Here is a 16,635-nt window from a genome sequence, read left to right on the forward strand (position 1 = left end):
GAACATATGAATATATGTTCATATGTTATTTTTATTATAAATAATAAAATATCCTTTGTCAACTGTATATTGATAGTTAACAAGTGATTGATTATACTATTTATAAAGCAATTTATTACTAGGAGGAGCAATCTGTTAAATTTATTCTATTTATTTTCACTAAGATATATATCAAACACCTAAAACGAGGCATCAAGATTTTCATCTCAATGCCTCTAGATTATTTTATTATCCCTTGGATATGAATTATACTCATTTTTAGGGTAAGTATCTACCTATATACTCTAATTTTGCTTTTTCCGTATATCTTTTAATAAACTCTGTTTTTGCTTCTGTGTATCCATCTCTGTCGTGTTCGAATTCTTTCCTCAATTTCAATTTGAGATTTCCATATTGAACGGCCACATCAGTATTATCTAATAGGTAATCTCTAAAATATAACTCATCCCAATCACCCAAATGCCTAACATGAAGATGATACACCTTCTCCGCAAACCCATCAGATGTATACCCTTTATTGAACAGCAGTCTTAAAACTGGTTCGTACTCACTAAACATAAGTATCCAACCATTAACATTTGTGATTTCAATTAGCTTTGTAATATCGCAATTGTTATCAACTTCTAGCAAAATATCTACAGTAGGTTTCGTAATCATTCCTTCTACCGCACTGCTTCCGATATGGTTGATACGTTTTATATCTTCATAAATGAGACTTTTTAAAAGCTGTCTTTCTTCGATAGCATACCATTCTTTATATTTGGAACTCTGCTCTTCAAGGATAATAGGAAACAATTCCCACAGTTCTTTCAATGTCATCTCTGATAGTTCTTTTTTCAATCTTACCACCTCATAGGATTGTAAAAGTTACTTCTCCAACAGACAATTTTATCATAATAAGAATAAATCATTATCATCCATTACATTTGCCTTTTTTCTATCGATACTTCTTTGGTTATTTGTAACGTGTTTGCCCTATCATTTAAGACTCTTTCCAGACTAAATTGTATCTCGTTACACCATTTGATGCAGTATTAGTATTGTAAAGTTCGCATCCAAAATGCTGATATATTTTTGCATACTCTTCCATGTCCGTATCAAATAAAAGGGGTACGTTTCTTTCTCTTGCCATATCCATTGCAAATTCAATCATTTCTCGTATCTTCCCCTGTCCTTGATGTGCTTCTGAAACACATACCATAAGCACCTCAACATATGTATTCTTTGTATATTTACTATTTCCATCACTAATTTGCTTAATATGGTTGAAAAATCTTTTCAAGGTACTAAAAGGTACGACTCTTAGAATTTTTATCAACATTTTTAATTGAGGACCCATGGCCTTCCTATCACTATATGTCAGTCCTATATAAGCAGTTCCATCATCATTTTGGTATAGCGCGTTTGACTCATATACACATTTTACATATGCCCACATATATTTCATGACAATATCTTTGCGTTCCTCTATACTTCCAAACTCATGGAATAGTTCATTGCTTAGAAATGAACTTCCTATTATTTCTGATATATCATTTAGTTCCTGTTTCTTTAAATTTTTAAGCAGTTTCATTCATAATCTCCTTTACTTTATACTAATATACAACTTTTTTTTCTATCCGGATAAAAGCACTATCCGTCAATAATATAATAGGGACAATAGACTCTTCAGCAATTTAAACTGCTGAACGTTATCATATCTGTCTGTTCTTAGGTGCTTTCATATAAAAGAATAACCATCCAAAGGCACTCACAAACATAACCCTTTGTAACATCCCCATGATTGACGGAAAGGTCATCATGGCAATAGATATTATTATAGCAACAAATACCATAATAATTCCTACTGTTCTCTGCATTCCACGGCTTATCAATCCATGTCCTGCCGTAAGTAAAGTAAAGCTAAATCCTGTCAAACTGGCAAAAATAGAATGTATCAGATCATGTTGCTGGTTGACTGATACAGAGTCAACTAAAGGTGCATGTTTAAAAAAACCTGTCAATACCAGGCTGAGCCCAAAGACCACACCCAGTATCTGGTGGTATCTAATCCTGCTATGATAGGTAATCGAAATTGCCATCACTCCAAGACAAATAAAAACTATATTCATCACCCATGAATATGGAGAACCTTGTGCTCCAAGATGACTGGTAGTATTGCTTAAAATAGAATAGCCTGCAAAACTAAATAACGCCAACCCATTTGATACCACTAAAAATAGACAGAATATGAACAAAGAGATTTTTTTGCTTTTTTTCATTATAAAAAGCCTCCTATAGTATGTGGTATTGAAGGAAATATTTCATTATATAATTATTATCTTATATAATTATACAAAATACAAGAAACTCTGATCGTACTATTAAGTGAGAAACTGCAAAAGGTACTATTAGAACTCTCAATAGTGACCTATACTAAGCATTGGAAAATTAAAGTTGTTTCAGTACTAATTTTATGTTAAAATTTCACTAAATAAGCATCTCACAAACGCTTGTACGAGTAACATGAAGGTTAAAACTTATCACTTATTAACATTTAAAATGATCTACGCTTACCGTTATGAATAACATAAATGGACGGTGAATAAGTATTAAACCTCTGAGAGCGTACAGAGGTTTTGTTGTTTTATTTGGAGGCTATGATGGCAGGAATACTACATAATCAATGGAAAGAACCTTTAGAAGTTGAGTTTAAAGAAAAATATTTTAAAGACTTGGGTCAATTTTTAAAACAGGAATATCTAACAAAGCAAATATTGCCACCGATGGATGATATTTTCAATGCATTTCATTATACGTCTTTGGAAAATGTCAAGGTTTTATTGCTAGGTCAAGATCCATATCACAATCCCAACCAAGCTCACGGACTATCCTTCTCCGTTCTGCCAGGGCAAGATCCCCCACCATCACTTCAAAATATCTATAAAGAGCTACAAGATGACTTAGGTTGTTATATACCCAATAATGGCTATTTGAAAAAGTGGGCAGATCAAGGCGTTATGTTATTAAATACTGTACTTACAGTTTGTGCCCATCAAGCCAATTCTCATAAAGGAAAGGGCTGGGAACAGTTTACAGATGCGGTAATAAATATTATCAATGAACAGGACAGACCTATTGTGATTTTACTATGGGGAAGACCAGCACAAACGAAAGAAAAGATGTTGAATAATCCTAAGCATTTAGTGCTAAAATCACCTCATCCAAGCCCGTTGTCTGCCTATCGAGGGTTTTTGGGATGTAAGTGTTTTAGTACATGTAATGAATTTTTGACAACCCATGGCATAGAGGCAATTGATTGGCAGATAGAGAATTTTTGATCTTACAACGTATAGCATTGCTATATGTTGAATATTAGTAAACTCATACTTGACAATTCTAAATAAATTTTTGGTTATTGGATATTAATTTATTGGCAAATGATGGTCAAACCACTTATTAATTGGGAAATAACTGACTAATAATTTCGACTTAGCTAAAATTGTACCGGCTTTAGACAACGTGTTATTAGTATGTCATAAAACTTATATTTGCGCGTTTATTGTATGTCAAAAAAACTATATAGGTGTTATAATAAAAATATATTACTGTAAGGGTGGTTTTAAATATGAATAAGTTTACGGATAAACAGCTCTCTGACAATTATAACTACCTAGAATTATTATCTGAAAAATTTCCCTGTATAGGAGTAGCTGCTTCTGAAGTCATTAATTTAAAAGCAATAATGAATTTACCTAAAGGAACAGAACATTTTTTAACTGATATTCATGGTGAACATGATGCATTTAGCCATGTAATGAGAAATGCTTCCGGTGTAGTTAAACGTAAAATTTCTGACGTGTTTAGCAAGACCCTATCACAACATGAAATTGATGAACTGGCAACGCTTATTTATTATCCAGAGGAAAAACTAAAACTTGTAAAATCTAATGAAGAGAACATACTCGATTGGTACAAAACCAAAATTTATCAACTCATACAGATATGTAGAGGAGCATCTTCTAAGTATACACGTTCAAAAGTTAGAAAATCATTACCTTCTTTTTTTTCATATATAATGGAAGAATTATTACATGAAGACGAAGATCGATTTAATAAAAAGGAATACTACAACAAAATAATCGATACTATAGTAGAGCTAAATCAAGCTGATCAATTTATCACTGAAATTTCATCTGTAATTCAAAGGCTTACTATCGATCATCTACATATTATCGGAGATATTTACGATAGAGGTCCTGGCTCTCATATAGTTATGGACACACTTATGCAACACCATTCTCTAGATATTCAATGGGGAAATCACGATATCTTATGGATGGGAGCTGCTGCAGGAGATTTATCTTGTATAGCTAATGTAATAAGAGTTTGTTTGCGTTATTCTAATATGTCTATCCTAGAAGACGGATATGGGATTAACCTTTTACCTTTAGCTACTTTTGCGATTGAAACTTATGAACAGGATCCATGTAAACAATTTATACCAAAAGCTAATATCTCGGAATTTTTTTCTGAGTTTGATATTCAACTTTTATCAAAAATGCATAAAGCTATCTCTATTATTCAATTTAAGTTAGAACATCAATTAATAAATAGTCACCCAGAATATAATATGGAACATCGCCAAGTTCTGGATAAAATTGACTATGATCACTCTACTATAAACGTGAATAATATCTCATATGAATTGCATAAAGAACAGTTAACTACTATTAATCCTGATAAACCTTGGGAACTTACACCAGAAGAAGAAATAGTGATACAAAAACTTCAATCCTCATTTTTAATGAGTGAAAGACTACAAAAACACGTTCGTTTTCTTTTCTCAAAAGGAAGTATTTATCTCACTTATAATGGCAATCTATTATTTCACGCCTCAATACCCATGAATTATGATGGGAGCTTTAAAAAAGTACGTATTATGAATGATTATTTAAGTGGTAAGGATCTCTTAGATAAATTAGATCAATATGCCAGAGAAGCCTACTTTGAAAATCCAATAAATTCTATTGGAACCGAAATATTTTGGTATTTATGGTGTCATCATAATTCCCCCTTATTTGGAAAAGATAAAATGGCTACTTTTGAACGTTATTTTGTAATTGATCCAATCCTTCATAACGAACAGTACACACCTTACTATACGTTAATATGCGATGAAAAAATTGCTAAAAAAATTCTTTTAGAGTTCAACTTAGATCCAGATGAAGGTCATATTATCAATGGACATGTGCCAGTAAAGACAATCCATGGCGAAAGTCCTATAAAAGCTAATGGTCGCCTACTAGTTATAGACGGCGGCTTTGCACGCGCTTATCAAAGCACTACTGGTATTGCCGGCTATACCTTGATATACAACTCATTTGGATTACAATTAGCAAGTCATGAACCTTTTCACTCTGTAGAAAAAGCAATTAATAATGGTATAGATATTCATTCCACCACTAGCGTTATTGAAAAAACTGTAGATAGAAAAAGAGTAGCTGATACTGATGTAGGCAAAAAAATAAATACCCAAATCTATTATTTAGAAATGTTAATAGCAGCATACAGAAAAGGAATTTTAAAAGAAAAACTGTAATTAAAAAACAGTAGGAGATTACTATCACCTACTGTTTATTTATTAATACATTAAAGTTATTTTAGCCTACTAAAATTTTAATATAAATCTATCTATTTGTTCTTCTCGGTCTACTTTTATTTACTCCGCCTCTTTTTGCTTGGGCTCTTTCGATATTAATTTTATTTCCTTTAATCATTCCCTTATGCATTATATCTATTACTTCATCTGCATATTGTTGTGGTATATCAACGAATGTATAATTCTCATATATATCTATATGACCTATATTGCTTCCACTCATACTTGTCTCGCTAGCAATCGATTTAACAACATCTCCTGGTTGTAGTTGTTTATTTTTACCAATATTGATAAACATTCTAACCATGTTTCCGTCGTCTCTTCTTTTATTACTACCTCTATCTCTAACATTAGGCGCATTTTTCATATTTACTGGGTCCAATAAATCTTTTTCAGGCAGTTCAAGTTCCATTTTAAGTAATGCAGCTGCAACTTCAATGGACTGAAAGTCTTCTGTTTCAAGCATATTATCAAGTATATTAATATACTTTGCTAAATTGCCTTCACCAATAGTACTCTTTAGCTTATTTATAAATGACTGAGTCTTCACACTTTCGATATCACTAATACTTGGAATTGGATGTCTATTTATTTTCTTCTTCGTATAATTCATTACACTTTTTAACAAATAATAATCCCTTGGCGTAACTAATGTGAATGCTGTACCACTCTTTCCAGCTCTTCCTGTTCTACCTATTCTATGAACATAATACTCTTCATGGCTAGGCATATCGTAATTAAATACGATTGCTACATCGTCAATATCTAAACCTCTAGCCGCAACATCTGTAGCTACTAGTATTTCAATATCTCCTTTTTTAAACTTACTAATTACGTTGCTTCTTACACTCTGTTTCATATCTCCATGTATCTTATCGACACTATAACCTCTAGATTGTACTAGATCAGTAACATCGTCTACTTTTTTCTTAGTATTACAGAATATTATGGATAGTTTAGGATTGTATACGTCGATTAATCTAGTTAATACTTCAAGTTTATCTTGTTCTTTTACTTCAATATAAAGTTGTTCAACATTAGGAGTCGTTAGTTCTTTATGCAATACTTTTAATATTTCAGGTTTTTTTTGATATTTATTAATAATCTCTAGTATAGCTTTTGGCATAGTAGCAGAAAATAATAATGTTTGCCTTTCATGTTCCACACTTTCAAGAATAGTTTCGATATCCTCTCTAAAGCCCATGTTAAGCATTTCGTCCGCTTCATCTAATATTAACATATCTAAATCTTTTATTTTTAGAGTTTTTCTATTAATATGATCGATAACTCTTCCTGGTGTACCGATAACAATTTGCACACCTCTTTTTAGTGTGTTAATCTGTCTATCTATAGATTGACCTCCATAAATTGGAGTAGTTTTTATACCATGTTTGTATTTGCCTAATTTAGCAATTTCCTCAGATACTTGTAACGCAAGCTCTCTTGTAGGGCATAAAATAAGCGCTTGTGTATTTTTATTGTTAGGGTCTACCTTGTCTAGAATGGGTATTCCAAAGGATGCCGTTTTACCTGTGCCTGTTTGAGCTTGGCCTACAATATCTCGTCCTTCCATAATTAAAGGTATCGACATCTGTTGTATAGGTGTCAATTCTTCAAATCCCATGTCCTTTACAGCTCTTTTAATGTCATCACTGCAGTTTAAATCTTCAAATTTAGTTAATTCCATTTAATCATTCCTTTTTTCCGTTTATTTCCGAGTTCTAATTATATCATTAATTCTCATAAATAGGTATTTTATTTCTTTTTTATTTATTTGTTATAATTATTCCACACTTATCCACGGTTTAAACAATTTTTTTATTATACTTTTTCTGTCTTATATGAATATCTACTATTTAAATTTCACTATCCACTGTAATTCAAATATCCTAACTATCTAATCTACGTATATTTTCTATAATCATCAACTTTTTTTATTCTCTTTCTAACCACAAGAAACACGCTTTGCGAGATTCTCGCGGTTACGAGGTAGTCGCCAAATGTCTGCAGGCAGCCACTTGGCTCATTACTTCGCAATAATAAAGATGCCTAGTTAAGCATTGCTCAACTAGGCATTCTCGTTAGATTAATTTTTCTTCTGTTAAGAAATTACGAAACAACTTTTCATGAGCATCTGTGGTTTCTACTAAATCAAATAATTTTCCATCGCCTACTACTTGTAGTTTTGCTTTTCCATCTTGGAAGTTATATTTCTTAGTATAAAGGACATTTCCATTACTTAGTGGCCAGAATTGTTCTTCTTTTTGTTCTGCCAAACCAAAGTACTCTGGAATACTAATTGATAACTCTGTCGTAATATCATTTACACCACTGTAATCTATTTTTATTCCAAGTGCTACAGCTAAATCACATAAATCAACCCAGTTCTCTTCACCTGTTAGTGATGGAATTGCTGAATTTAATTTTTGAATTCTTCTCTCTGTATTGGTAAATGTGCCTGTTGATTCTGCATAACTTGCTACAGGAAGAACCACATCAGCTTTTGAAGCAGTGTCAGTTAAGTACATATCCTGAACCATCAAGAAATCTAATTTACTTAGATCAACTCCTGAAAGATCTTCACCAAAGATCATCATCCCTTTGATACTTCCATCATTAATACCTTTTACAACAATTTCATTATTGGTATCTACTCCTATATCTGATAAACCTTGGCTATTATTCTTTGGTTTTAGTTGGATAATACCACTTCTTGCTTTTCCTATATGTCCCGCTATTACAGCTATATTCGCAATCATTTTAGCACTATCACTAGTTATTCTGTTTTGATCAAATACAATTATCGCTTTTTTGGAGTTAGTGTATATATCAACTAATACTTTCGCATCATCACCAACTACAACATCCTTTAAGTTATTCTGTAATTCCTCAAATCCTAACGCATTCTTAGGAGCTAACCCTTTGTCAATTAAGCCTTTTGCCACTTGCTTTAGAAAGTCTATATTATCTTCGATACAAATATTTGTATTTGACCATTCATCAGCATGTGATGTGAATGAGTTTGCCACAACAAGCTTTACGCCATTGGCAACAGCATTTTTAATCTTGATACCTGCTATAGGATGATCTTTCATAATGTCAGATCCGATAAGCACAATTGTCTCAGTTGCTAAAAGTTCATCAAATGTGTTTGTAGAGGCATCATAACCTAGCACATCCTTAATTCCACCATAAACTCTATTAAATGAAGTTATATTGCTTGTGCCTAATCCTTCTTTCCCAATCTTCTTAGCCAAATAAATTTCTTCATTCGTATATCTATCAGATATAGCTATGGCAACTGAATCTTTTCCATTTAACATTGTTAAGCTCTGAACTTTCTTAGCTGTATATTTAATTGCTTCTTCCCAGGTTACTTCCTTGAGGCTTCCTTCTTTTCTAATCATTGGCATGATAATCCTCTTATCTTTTTGAGCTGTATCATAACCAAATCTACCTTTTGAACATAGAAGACCACTATCTACTTTGCTTTCGCTATCTGGAAGTGCTCTATAAATCATGTCTCCCCTAGTTTCAAGGTTAATGTTACACCCTACACTACAGTGCGAGCATACAGTATGAGTTTTATTTGTTCTTACTGGAACAGATTTTTCAATTTGAAGTCTTTCTTGTAAAGCTCCTGTAGGACACACACTTACACATTGTCCACAAGCTATACAATTTGTTTCAGCTAATTCTAAATCTAATGCTGGTCTAACAATAGCGTCAAATCCTCTATCTACTATTCCTAACGCCTCATTATCCATTACCTCGTCACAGATTCTTACACACAATCCACATAGTATGCATTTATCACTGTTTCTAACAATAAAAGGATGATTGTCATTACTTTGACGATGATGCATTTCACCTGCTATCCTATCTGGTACAACATCGTATTGATTTGAGTATTCTAGTAATTTACATTCGAACACATCATGACAACCGCATTCTAAACACCTTTTTGCTTCTGCTACAGCTTGTTCCTCTGTGTATCCGTTTAGCACTTCTTGGAAATTATCTTTTCTAGCTTCTGGAGATAAATGATTCATATGGACTCTTTTTATTCTAGGTTGATCTAGAAAATCTTCTTCTGTAAGGTCATCTCTAGTAACAACAAAGGGTCTTACATATGGTACGACTTCACCTGCTAAGTATCTATGAATAATATCCGCTGCTTTCTTTGCATCTCCTATTGCTTCTATTGCAATACCAGCACCATCGTTTATAGCATCCCCACCTGCAAATACTCCTGGTAGGCTTGTTTGAAAAGTACTTTCATCTGTTTGTATAGTTCCCCAAGTAGTAGTCTCTAAAGAATCTAAACCACTTATGTCTGTTCCTTGACCAATTGCAGCTATAACAAGATCTACATCTATAATCTCATATGCGCCTTCAATAGCTATTGGCTTCCTTCTTCCACTATTATCTGGCTCGCCAAGTTCCATCTTTTGCAACTTAATCTGCTTAGCTTGACCATTTTCTTCAAGAATTTCTATTGGGCTAACTAAAAATTTAAATTCTACGCCTTCTTCTTCAGCCTCAATAATTTCGATCATTTCAGCAGGCATTTCATCTCTCGTTCTTCGATATATAACGCATACTTCTTTAGCACCTAATCTTATAGCAGTTCTGCAAGCATCCATAGCGGTATTTCCTCCGCCTACTACAGCAACCTTATCTCCAATTTTCAGCTCTTCATTAAGAGTAACTTTTCTTAAGAAGTCTATACCACCAATAACACCTTTAGCTTCTTCACCTTTACATCTCATTTTAGAACTAGTCCAAGCTCCTATTGCAACGTATACGGCATCATTTTCTTTTCTCAAGTAGTCTAATTCAATATCCTTGCCAATTTTCATATTGTTTACTAATTTAGCACCCATTTTTTCTATAACAGCTACTTCATCGTCTACAATATCCTTTGGCAATCGATATTCTGGTATCCCATATCTTAACATTCCACCCATTTCAGGCATGGCATCATATATGGTTACATCATGACCTTTTTTAGTTAGGTAGTAAGCTGCTGTTAAACCACCTGGACCTCCACCAACAATAGCAATCTTTTTACCAGTCTTTGGTTCTAACTCAGGTATAAACATTTCTTCATGAGCCATGTCTTGTTCAGCTGCAAAGAACTTTAAGTGGGCAATGGAAATTGGTTCTTCTGCCAATTGTCTCCTACAAGCATCCTCACATGGATGTGGACATACTCTTCCTATACTTCCAGGCATTGGCAATTGTTCTTTTATTAGCTTTAACGCTTCCATATGCTCCCCATTAGCTATTAATCCTACATAACCTTGACAGTCAGTTTCACCTGGGCAAGCTAATACGCATGGTGCCTTACAGTCTCCTACGTGATCAGATAATAGCAATTCTAATGCGGTCTTTCTAGAAGCTCTTATTCGGCTAGTATCTGTATTAACGACCATTCCATTACCTGCCACCGTTGCACAAGCTCTTAAAAGTTTAGGTATTCCCTCTACTTCAACTACGCAAAGTCCACAAGAACCGTATATTTTAACTCTTTCGTCGTAACAAAGTGTAGGAATCTCAATATTATTTTCTCTGGCAATCTGTAGTATAGTTTGTTCATTGTTGCCAGTTACTTCTTTTCCATTTATGTTTAAACGTATTAAAGACATAATTTTTTCGCTCCCTTCTTATTAATCTACAGTTATAGCATCAAATTTACATGCATCATAACATTTTCCACATTTAATACATGTGGCTTGATCTAATATATGTATAGTCTTTTTCTCTCCAGATATTGCTTCTACTGGACATTTTCTCTTACATACACCACAACCGATACAGTTGTCAGTAATTTCGTATGTCAATAGACTTGCACATTGCTTTGAAGGACATTTTTTATCGTATATATGTCTTTCGTATTCTTCTCTAAAGTACCTAATTGTGCTTAGCACAGGGTTTGGTGCAGTTTGTCCTAGTCCACATAACGAACCGTCTTTAATCTGTACTGCAAGGTCTTCTAGTAATTCAATGTCTCCATCTTTACCGTCACCTTCAGTTATTCTAGTTAATATTTCTAACATTCTCTTTGTACCAATTCTACAATGTATACATTTTCCGCATGATTCATTTCTAGTAAAATCTAAAAAGAATCTTGCCATGTCAACCATACAAGTAGTTTCGTCCATTACTACCATACCACCTGAACCCATAATAGCACCAGTTTTGGCTAATGATTCATAATCAACTGTAGTCTCAATTAAATCTGATGGGATACAACCACCTGATGGACCTCCCATTTGAACAGCTTTAAATTCTTTATCTTCTAATATACCGCCACCAAGGCCAAATATAATATCTTTTATAGGCATTCCCATAGGTACTTCAACTAATCCGCCATTTTTCACTTTGCCAGTTAAAGCAAAAACTTTCGATCCCTTACTCTTTTCAGTACCTAATTCGGAATATTTATTACCGCCGTTTAAAATAATCCATGGAATATTTGCAAATGTTTCTACATTGTTAATATTTGTTGGTTGATCCCAATACCCTTTTTGAGCTGGAAAAGGCGGCTTTAGTCGAGGCATGCCTCTTTCACCTTCAAGTGATGCTATCAGTGCAGTTTCTTCACCACATACAAATGCACCAGCACCTGCTTTAATTCGCAGATCGAAACTAAAGTTACTGTTAAATAGATTTTTACCTAATAAACCTTTTTGTCTAGCTTGTTCAATTGCATTTTGTAAACGGATAATAGCTAAAGGGTATTCTGCTCGAACATAAACGATACCTTCTTCCGCTCCTATTGCATATGCGCCTATCATCATACCTTCAATAAGATTATGGGGATCTCCTTCTAAAACACTTCGATCCATAAACGCACCAGGATCACCTTCGTCAGCATTACATACCATATACTTTGGAGTAGCCTTTGACTGTAATGCCGCATTCCACTTAAACCACGTTGGAAATCCAGCTCCGCCTCTTCCTCTTAACCCTGATATTTTCATCTCTTCTATAACTTCTTCTTGTGTCATTTCAGCAATACATTTCTCAATTGCTTTATATCCTCCGATTTCAATATACTCGTTAATATCTTCTGGATTAATTGTGCCACATTTTTCAGTAACAATTCTAAATTGGTTAGATCTTTCTAAAAGTTCTTCTTCTGTTATTTTTAAATCCGTGTCCTTAACATCATTTAAAATTTCATTGATTCGTTCTGGAGTAACTTTAACATATGTTTGTTTATTTCCATCATTATCTATTACATCTACAATAGGTTCTAAGTAGCACATTCCGTTACAGCCAGCTATTTGTAAGTCTGCTTTAAGTTTTTGTTCTTCAATACCTAATTCTAATGCATCAAATACTTTATTTGCACCTGCAGCAATTCCACAGCTACCATATCCTACAATTATTTTCATATCTTTACGCCTCCTTTGTATCTAAGTCATTTTTTTTCAAGTTGCGTAATATTTCTACGGTTTTCTTTGGAGTTAAATGACCGTATGTTTCCCCATTTATCATCATTACTGGAGATAAACTACAACATCCTAAGCAAGCCACATTATTTAAAGTAAACAAGTTATCTTCTGTTGTTTGACCATCTTTAATATTTAATTCTTCAGTAATTGCTTCTTCAATACCTTTAGCTCCATTTACATGGCAAGCTGTACCTTGACATAACATAATTAGATTTTCACCAACTGGCTCTAACCTAAACTGTGTATAAAATGTAGCTACACCATAAACCTTAGCTGGTTTAACACCTGTGTTTTGCGCTACATAGTTTAAAACTGATAATGGGAGATATCCGTATATTTCTTGCGCCTTCTGAAGGATTGTAATTAAACTTCCTTTTGTACTCTTGTACTTTTCTAGAGTAGCGTCTAATGCTGTTAAGTCAATATCGTCATCTTTAAATTGAACTTTTAATACACTATTATTTCCGCCGCAACATTTCATTTGCAAAAACTCCTTATTTATTTATAGTAAATCTATAGACATTGTTAAATAGGACAACATAATCATTATATCATCCTAAGATGTTAATTGCATTAACCAACCTGTTGTATTCGTTTACATATTGTGTAACAATTAACTTGTATATACTAGTTCGTACTTAATTTATATCATATTATTAATTATACTGTAAAGATTTATTTATAAATTAACAATATAATCATGATAAATTATTTTTTTCTTTATATGTAATCAACAAATTTATCCACTTATAATCATCTTGCCTTTATCAAAGAATACTTTATGACAACGATTTTGGAAAGGACAAGATGTTATGCGAATTAAACCTCATATAAAAAGGACATATTTCACATTCATAATTTTACTATTTATTATTACAATTAATCTATATCTTCGTTCAGATAATATTAGTACTAAAGTGATAGATCTACAAACTAGTACTCTAGAAAATAAACTAGTGGTTCATTACTTAGACATTGGTCAAGCTGATTGTATTTTAATCCAAGAACCTAAAGGAAGTACTGTATTAATTGATGCTGGTAACAAACTAGATAGTAAGTATATTCAAGGTTATTTATTAAACCTAGGTATTACAAAAATTGATGTGTTAATTGCTACACATCCTCATGCAGATCATATTGGAAGTATGGACGATATTATATATGCTTTTGAAATCGGTAAAATTTACTCACCCAATGTTGATCATAATACTACCGCATATAGAGATTTTATTGATGCAGTTGATAAAAAAAACTATAAGATTACCTATGCTAGTGCAGGCGATCACTTTTCTTTTAATGACGCAAATTTCCAATTTATTTCACCAAACCAAAATGAATACGATGATTTAAACTTTTTTTCTCTAGTAACTAAATTAGATTACGGAAATGTATCTTTCTTGTTTATGGGTGATGCTGAAGGAAAAGTACTAAATGAAATATTAAACTCTAATTATAATTTGAGGTCAGATGTAATAAAAATAGGACATCATGGAGGCGTAGTATCTGCTCCAATCAACTTCATAAAAGCTGTAGATCCTACAATAGCAGTAATTACGGTTAGGCCAAAGTCATATAGTTATCCACATTTTTCTGTGCTATCTACATTAAAAGAAAACGCTATTGAAACATACTTGACAAAAGGTCAAGGAACCATAGTAATAACTAGCGACGGAGAAATCATTGATGTGTTTCGTAGTTCCTATAAAAATACAGATAGTAAATCCCTTGACCAATAATTATATACAATTAATAAAGTTAAAAGAAGCTTATCGTATTGATAAGCTCCTGTTAACAACTAATATTTTTATTAAGCTAATATTGTTTTCAAATCTTCTTCAGGTGTAGATATTGGTGTAAGACCAAATTTTTCTACTAGTACACCTAATACTGTAGAAGAGAAAAATGCTGGTATAGAAGGTCCTATATATATATTTTTAATACCTAATGCTAATAAAGTTAATAGTATACATACAGCTTTTTGTTCGTACCATGATAATACTAATGTCAATGGCAATTCGTTTACTCCACATTCAAAAGCTTCTGCTAACGCAACTGCTACTTGTATCGCTGAATAGGCATCATTGCATTGACCCATATCCATAATTCTTGGAAGTCCACCAATTTCTCCTGCATCAATATCATTAAATCTAAACTTACCACATGCTAGTGTAAGCACTACCGTATCTTTTGGCGTTTGTTCAACAAATTCTGTGTAATAATTTCTTCCTGGTTTTGCTCCATCACATCCACCTACTAAAAAGAAGTGTTTTATTGCTCCACCTTTTACTGCGTCTATTACTGTATCTGCTACGCCTAATACAGTATTTCTAGCAAATCCAGTAGTCATTTTATTCCCACCATTAAGTCCAGTAAATTCTTTGTCTTCACCAAATCCCTTTAGCTCTATAGCCTTTTCAATTACTGCTGAGAAGTCTTTTTGCCCGTTTACTCCATCTTCTACATGTTTTAGTCCTGGATATGCAACTACTGATGTAGTAAATATATTATCTGCATATGATTCTTTTGGTGGCATTAGGCAGTTAGTTGTAAAGAGAATTGCTCCTGGTAAATCTTCAAATTCTTTTTTCTGATTTTGCCAAGCGGTTCCATAATTTCCTTTTAACTGCGTATATTTCTTAAGTTCAGGATATCCATGGGCTGGAAGCATTTCACCATGAGTATAAACATTTATGCCTTTCCCTTCTGTTTGCTCTAATAATTGTTTTAAATCTAGCAAATCATGTCCTGTAATAACGATAAAAGGACCTTTTTCTACATTTGTTGTAACCGTTGCAGGTATAGGATGACCGTAAGTAGATGTATTTGCATCATCTAATAATGCCATACATTTTAAGTTTATTTGACCAAACTCCATAAGTAGGCCCAACCATTCTTCTACACTATGTTCTTCTCCTAAAGCTGCCATTCCTTTAAAGAACCATGCATTAACTTCATCATCTTGTTTTCCTAGTACATAAGCGTGACATGCATATGCAGCCATCCCTCTAATACCTAGAAGTAACGTAGATCTTAAAGAAACAACATCTTCATTTCCTGACCATAATTCTTCCCATTTAAAATCAGGTGCATTTCCATACTTTGCTTTTTCAGTTTTAATTCTTTGTACCCATTCTTGCACTTGCTTTTCATCAAAACTTACGTTAGTTACTTGTACAAATAGCGCTTCCATCATTGCTTTATTAGTTGTCTCACTTACCTGTAATCCCTTAGTTGCTCTCGCTAAACCTATTAGAGCTGCTGTCAACTCATCTTGTTTATTTGATACTTCTGGAGTCTTACCACATACCCCCATTTCGGTACAGGCTTTTCCTTTTGCAGTTTGTTCACATTGAAAACAAAACATCTTTGACATATAAATCCTCCTTAAAATATGTTATAAAAATGCACATGACATTTTTGTAATACCTCAGTCTGTAATCTTATACCCTAAATAATAGTTATAAATAAAATTACTAAATATAAAAGCGTTTTCTCATAGTTTAGTACCTATGATTTAATTATTAATTG

The 16,635-nt window shown here is 33.0% G+C and carries 11 protein-coding genes; 3 read left to right on the forward strand and 8 right to left on the reverse strand.

The window, feature by feature from the left end:
* Positions 1 to 258 precede the first annotated feature (258 nt).
* The 3 genes from GC105_RS04580 to GC105_RS04590 form a co-directional block, all read right to left on the reverse strand.
* Complete coding sequence (locus GC105_RS04580) at positions 259 to 840, reverse strand: GrpB family protein (RefSeq protein WP_152802165.1); 582 nt, start codon at positions 838 to 840, stop codon at positions 259 to 261.
* Between the two features lie 142 nt (positions 841 to 982).
* Positions 983 to 1,573 (reverse strand): GNAT family N-acetyltransferase, encoded by a 591-nt coding sequence (locus GC105_RS04585; RefSeq protein ID WP_152802168.1) that lies wholly within the window; start codon positions 1,571 to 1,573, stop codon positions 983 to 985.
* A gap of 121 nt (positions 1,574 to 1,694) precedes the next feature.
* Positions 1,695 to 2,237, reverse strand: coding sequence for a DUF998 domain-containing protein (locus tag GC105_RS04590; RefSeq protein ID WP_207706936.1), 543 nt, complete (start codon positions 2,235 to 2,237; stop codon positions 1,695 to 1,697).
* Positions 2,238 to 2,642: 405 nt separating this feature from the next.
* Here GC105_RS04590 and GC105_RS04595 point away from each other — a divergent pair, with 405 nt between their 5' ends.
* Positions 2,643 to 3,320, forward strand: coding sequence for a uracil-DNA glycosylase (locus tag GC105_RS04595; RefSeq protein ID WP_152802261.1), 678 nt, complete (start codon positions 2,643 to 2,645; stop codon positions 3,318 to 3,320).
* 287 nt (positions 3,321 to 3,607) lie between these two features.
* Positions 3,608 to 5,581, forward strand: a complete 1,974-nt coding sequence (locus GC105_RS04600; RefSeq protein WP_152802172.1) for a fructose-1,6-bisphosphatase — start codon at positions 3,608 to 3,610, stop codon at positions 5,579 to 5,581.
* A gap of 88 nt (positions 5,582 to 5,669) precedes the next feature.
* Here GC105_RS04600 and GC105_RS04605 read toward each other — a convergent pair whose 3' ends face one another.
* From GC105_RS04605 to nuoE, 4 genes are all read right to left on the reverse strand, one after another.
* On the reverse strand, positions 5,670 to 7,328 hold the full coding sequence (locus tag GC105_RS04605; RefSeq protein ID WP_152802174.1) for a DEAD/DEAH box helicase: 1,659 nt from the start codon (positions 7,326 to 7,328) through the stop codon (positions 5,670 to 5,672).
* A 394-nt stretch (positions 7,329 to 7,722) separates the two neighbouring features.
* On the reverse strand, positions 7,723 to 11,292 hold the full coding sequence (locus GC105_RS04610) for a molybdopterin-dependent oxidoreductase (RefSeq protein WP_152802176.1): 3,570 nt from the start codon (positions 11,290 to 11,292) through the stop codon (positions 7,723 to 7,725).
* 21 nt (positions 11,293 to 11,313) lie between these two features.
* Positions 11,314 to 13,047, reverse strand: a complete 1,734-nt coding sequence (locus GC105_RS04615; RefSeq protein WP_152802178.1) for an NADH-quinone oxidoreductase subunit NuoF — start codon at positions 13,045 to 13,047, stop codon at positions 11,314 to 11,316.
* 4 nt (positions 13,048 to 13,051) lie between these two features.
* On the reverse strand, positions 13,052 to 13,588 hold the full coding sequence (gene nuoE, locus GC105_RS04620) for an NADH-quinone oxidoreductase subunit NuoE (protein ID WP_152802180.1): 537 nt from the start codon (positions 13,586 to 13,588) through the stop codon (positions 13,052 to 13,054).
* Positions 13,589 to 14,024: 436 nt separating this feature from the next.
* Between nuoE and GC105_RS04625 the strand changes: the two genes are divergently transcribed.
* Positions 14,025 to 14,843, forward strand: a complete 819-nt coding sequence (locus tag GC105_RS04625) for an MBL fold metallo-hydrolase (protein WP_207706937.1) — start codon at positions 14,025 to 14,027, stop codon at positions 14,841 to 14,843.
* Positions 14,844 to 14,914: 71 nt separating this feature from the next.
* On the opposite strand, the gene hcp is transcribed toward GC105_RS04625, so the two are convergent.
* Positions 14,915 to 16,480 (reverse strand): hydroxylamine reductase, encoded by a 1,566-nt coding sequence (gene hcp / locus GC105_RS04630; RefSeq protein WP_152802184.1) that lies wholly within the window; start codon positions 16,478 to 16,480, stop codon positions 14,915 to 14,917.
* Positions 16,481 to 16,635 lie beyond the last annotated feature (155 nt).

Source organism: Alkalibaculum sporogenes, from assembly GCF_009362815.1.
Taxonomy (GTDB): domain Bacteria; phylum Bacillota; class Clostridia; order Eubacteriales; family Alkalibacteraceae; genus Alkalibaculum_A; species Alkalibaculum_A sporogenes.

Excerpts from the sequence above, each read along its gene's own strand:
- GC105_RS04595 (WP_152802261.1), top strand. The coding sequence starts at position 2,643 with ATGGCAGGAATACTACATAATCAATGGAAAGAACCTTTAGAAGTTGAG.
- GC105_RS04615 (WP_152802178.1), bottom strand. The coding sequence starts at position 13,047 with ATGAAAATAATTGTAGGATATGGTAGCTGTGGAATTGCTGCAGGTGCA.
- GC105_RS04605 (WP_152802174.1), bottom strand. The coding sequence starts at position 7,328 with ATGGAATTAACTAAATTTGAAGATTTAAACTGCAGTGATGACATTAAA.
- GC105_RS04600 (WP_152802172.1), top strand. The coding sequence starts at position 3,608 with ATGAATAAGTTTACGGATAAACAGCTCTCTGACAATTATAACTACCTA.
- nuoE (WP_152802180.1), bottom strand. The coding sequence starts at position 13,588 with ATGAAATGTTGCGGCGGAAATAATAGTGTATTAAAAGTTCAATTTAAA.
- hcp (WP_152802184.1), bottom strand. The coding sequence starts at position 16,480 with ATGTCAAAGATGTTTTGTTTTCAATGTGAACAAACTGCAAAAGGAAAA.
- GC105_RS04585 (WP_152802168.1), bottom strand. The coding sequence starts at position 1,573 with ATGAAACTGCTTAAAAATTTAAAGAAACAGGAACTAAATGATATATCA.
- GC105_RS04610 (WP_152802176.1), bottom strand. The coding sequence starts at position 11,292 with ATGTCTTTAATACGTTTAAACATAAATGGAAAAGAAGTAACTGGCAAC.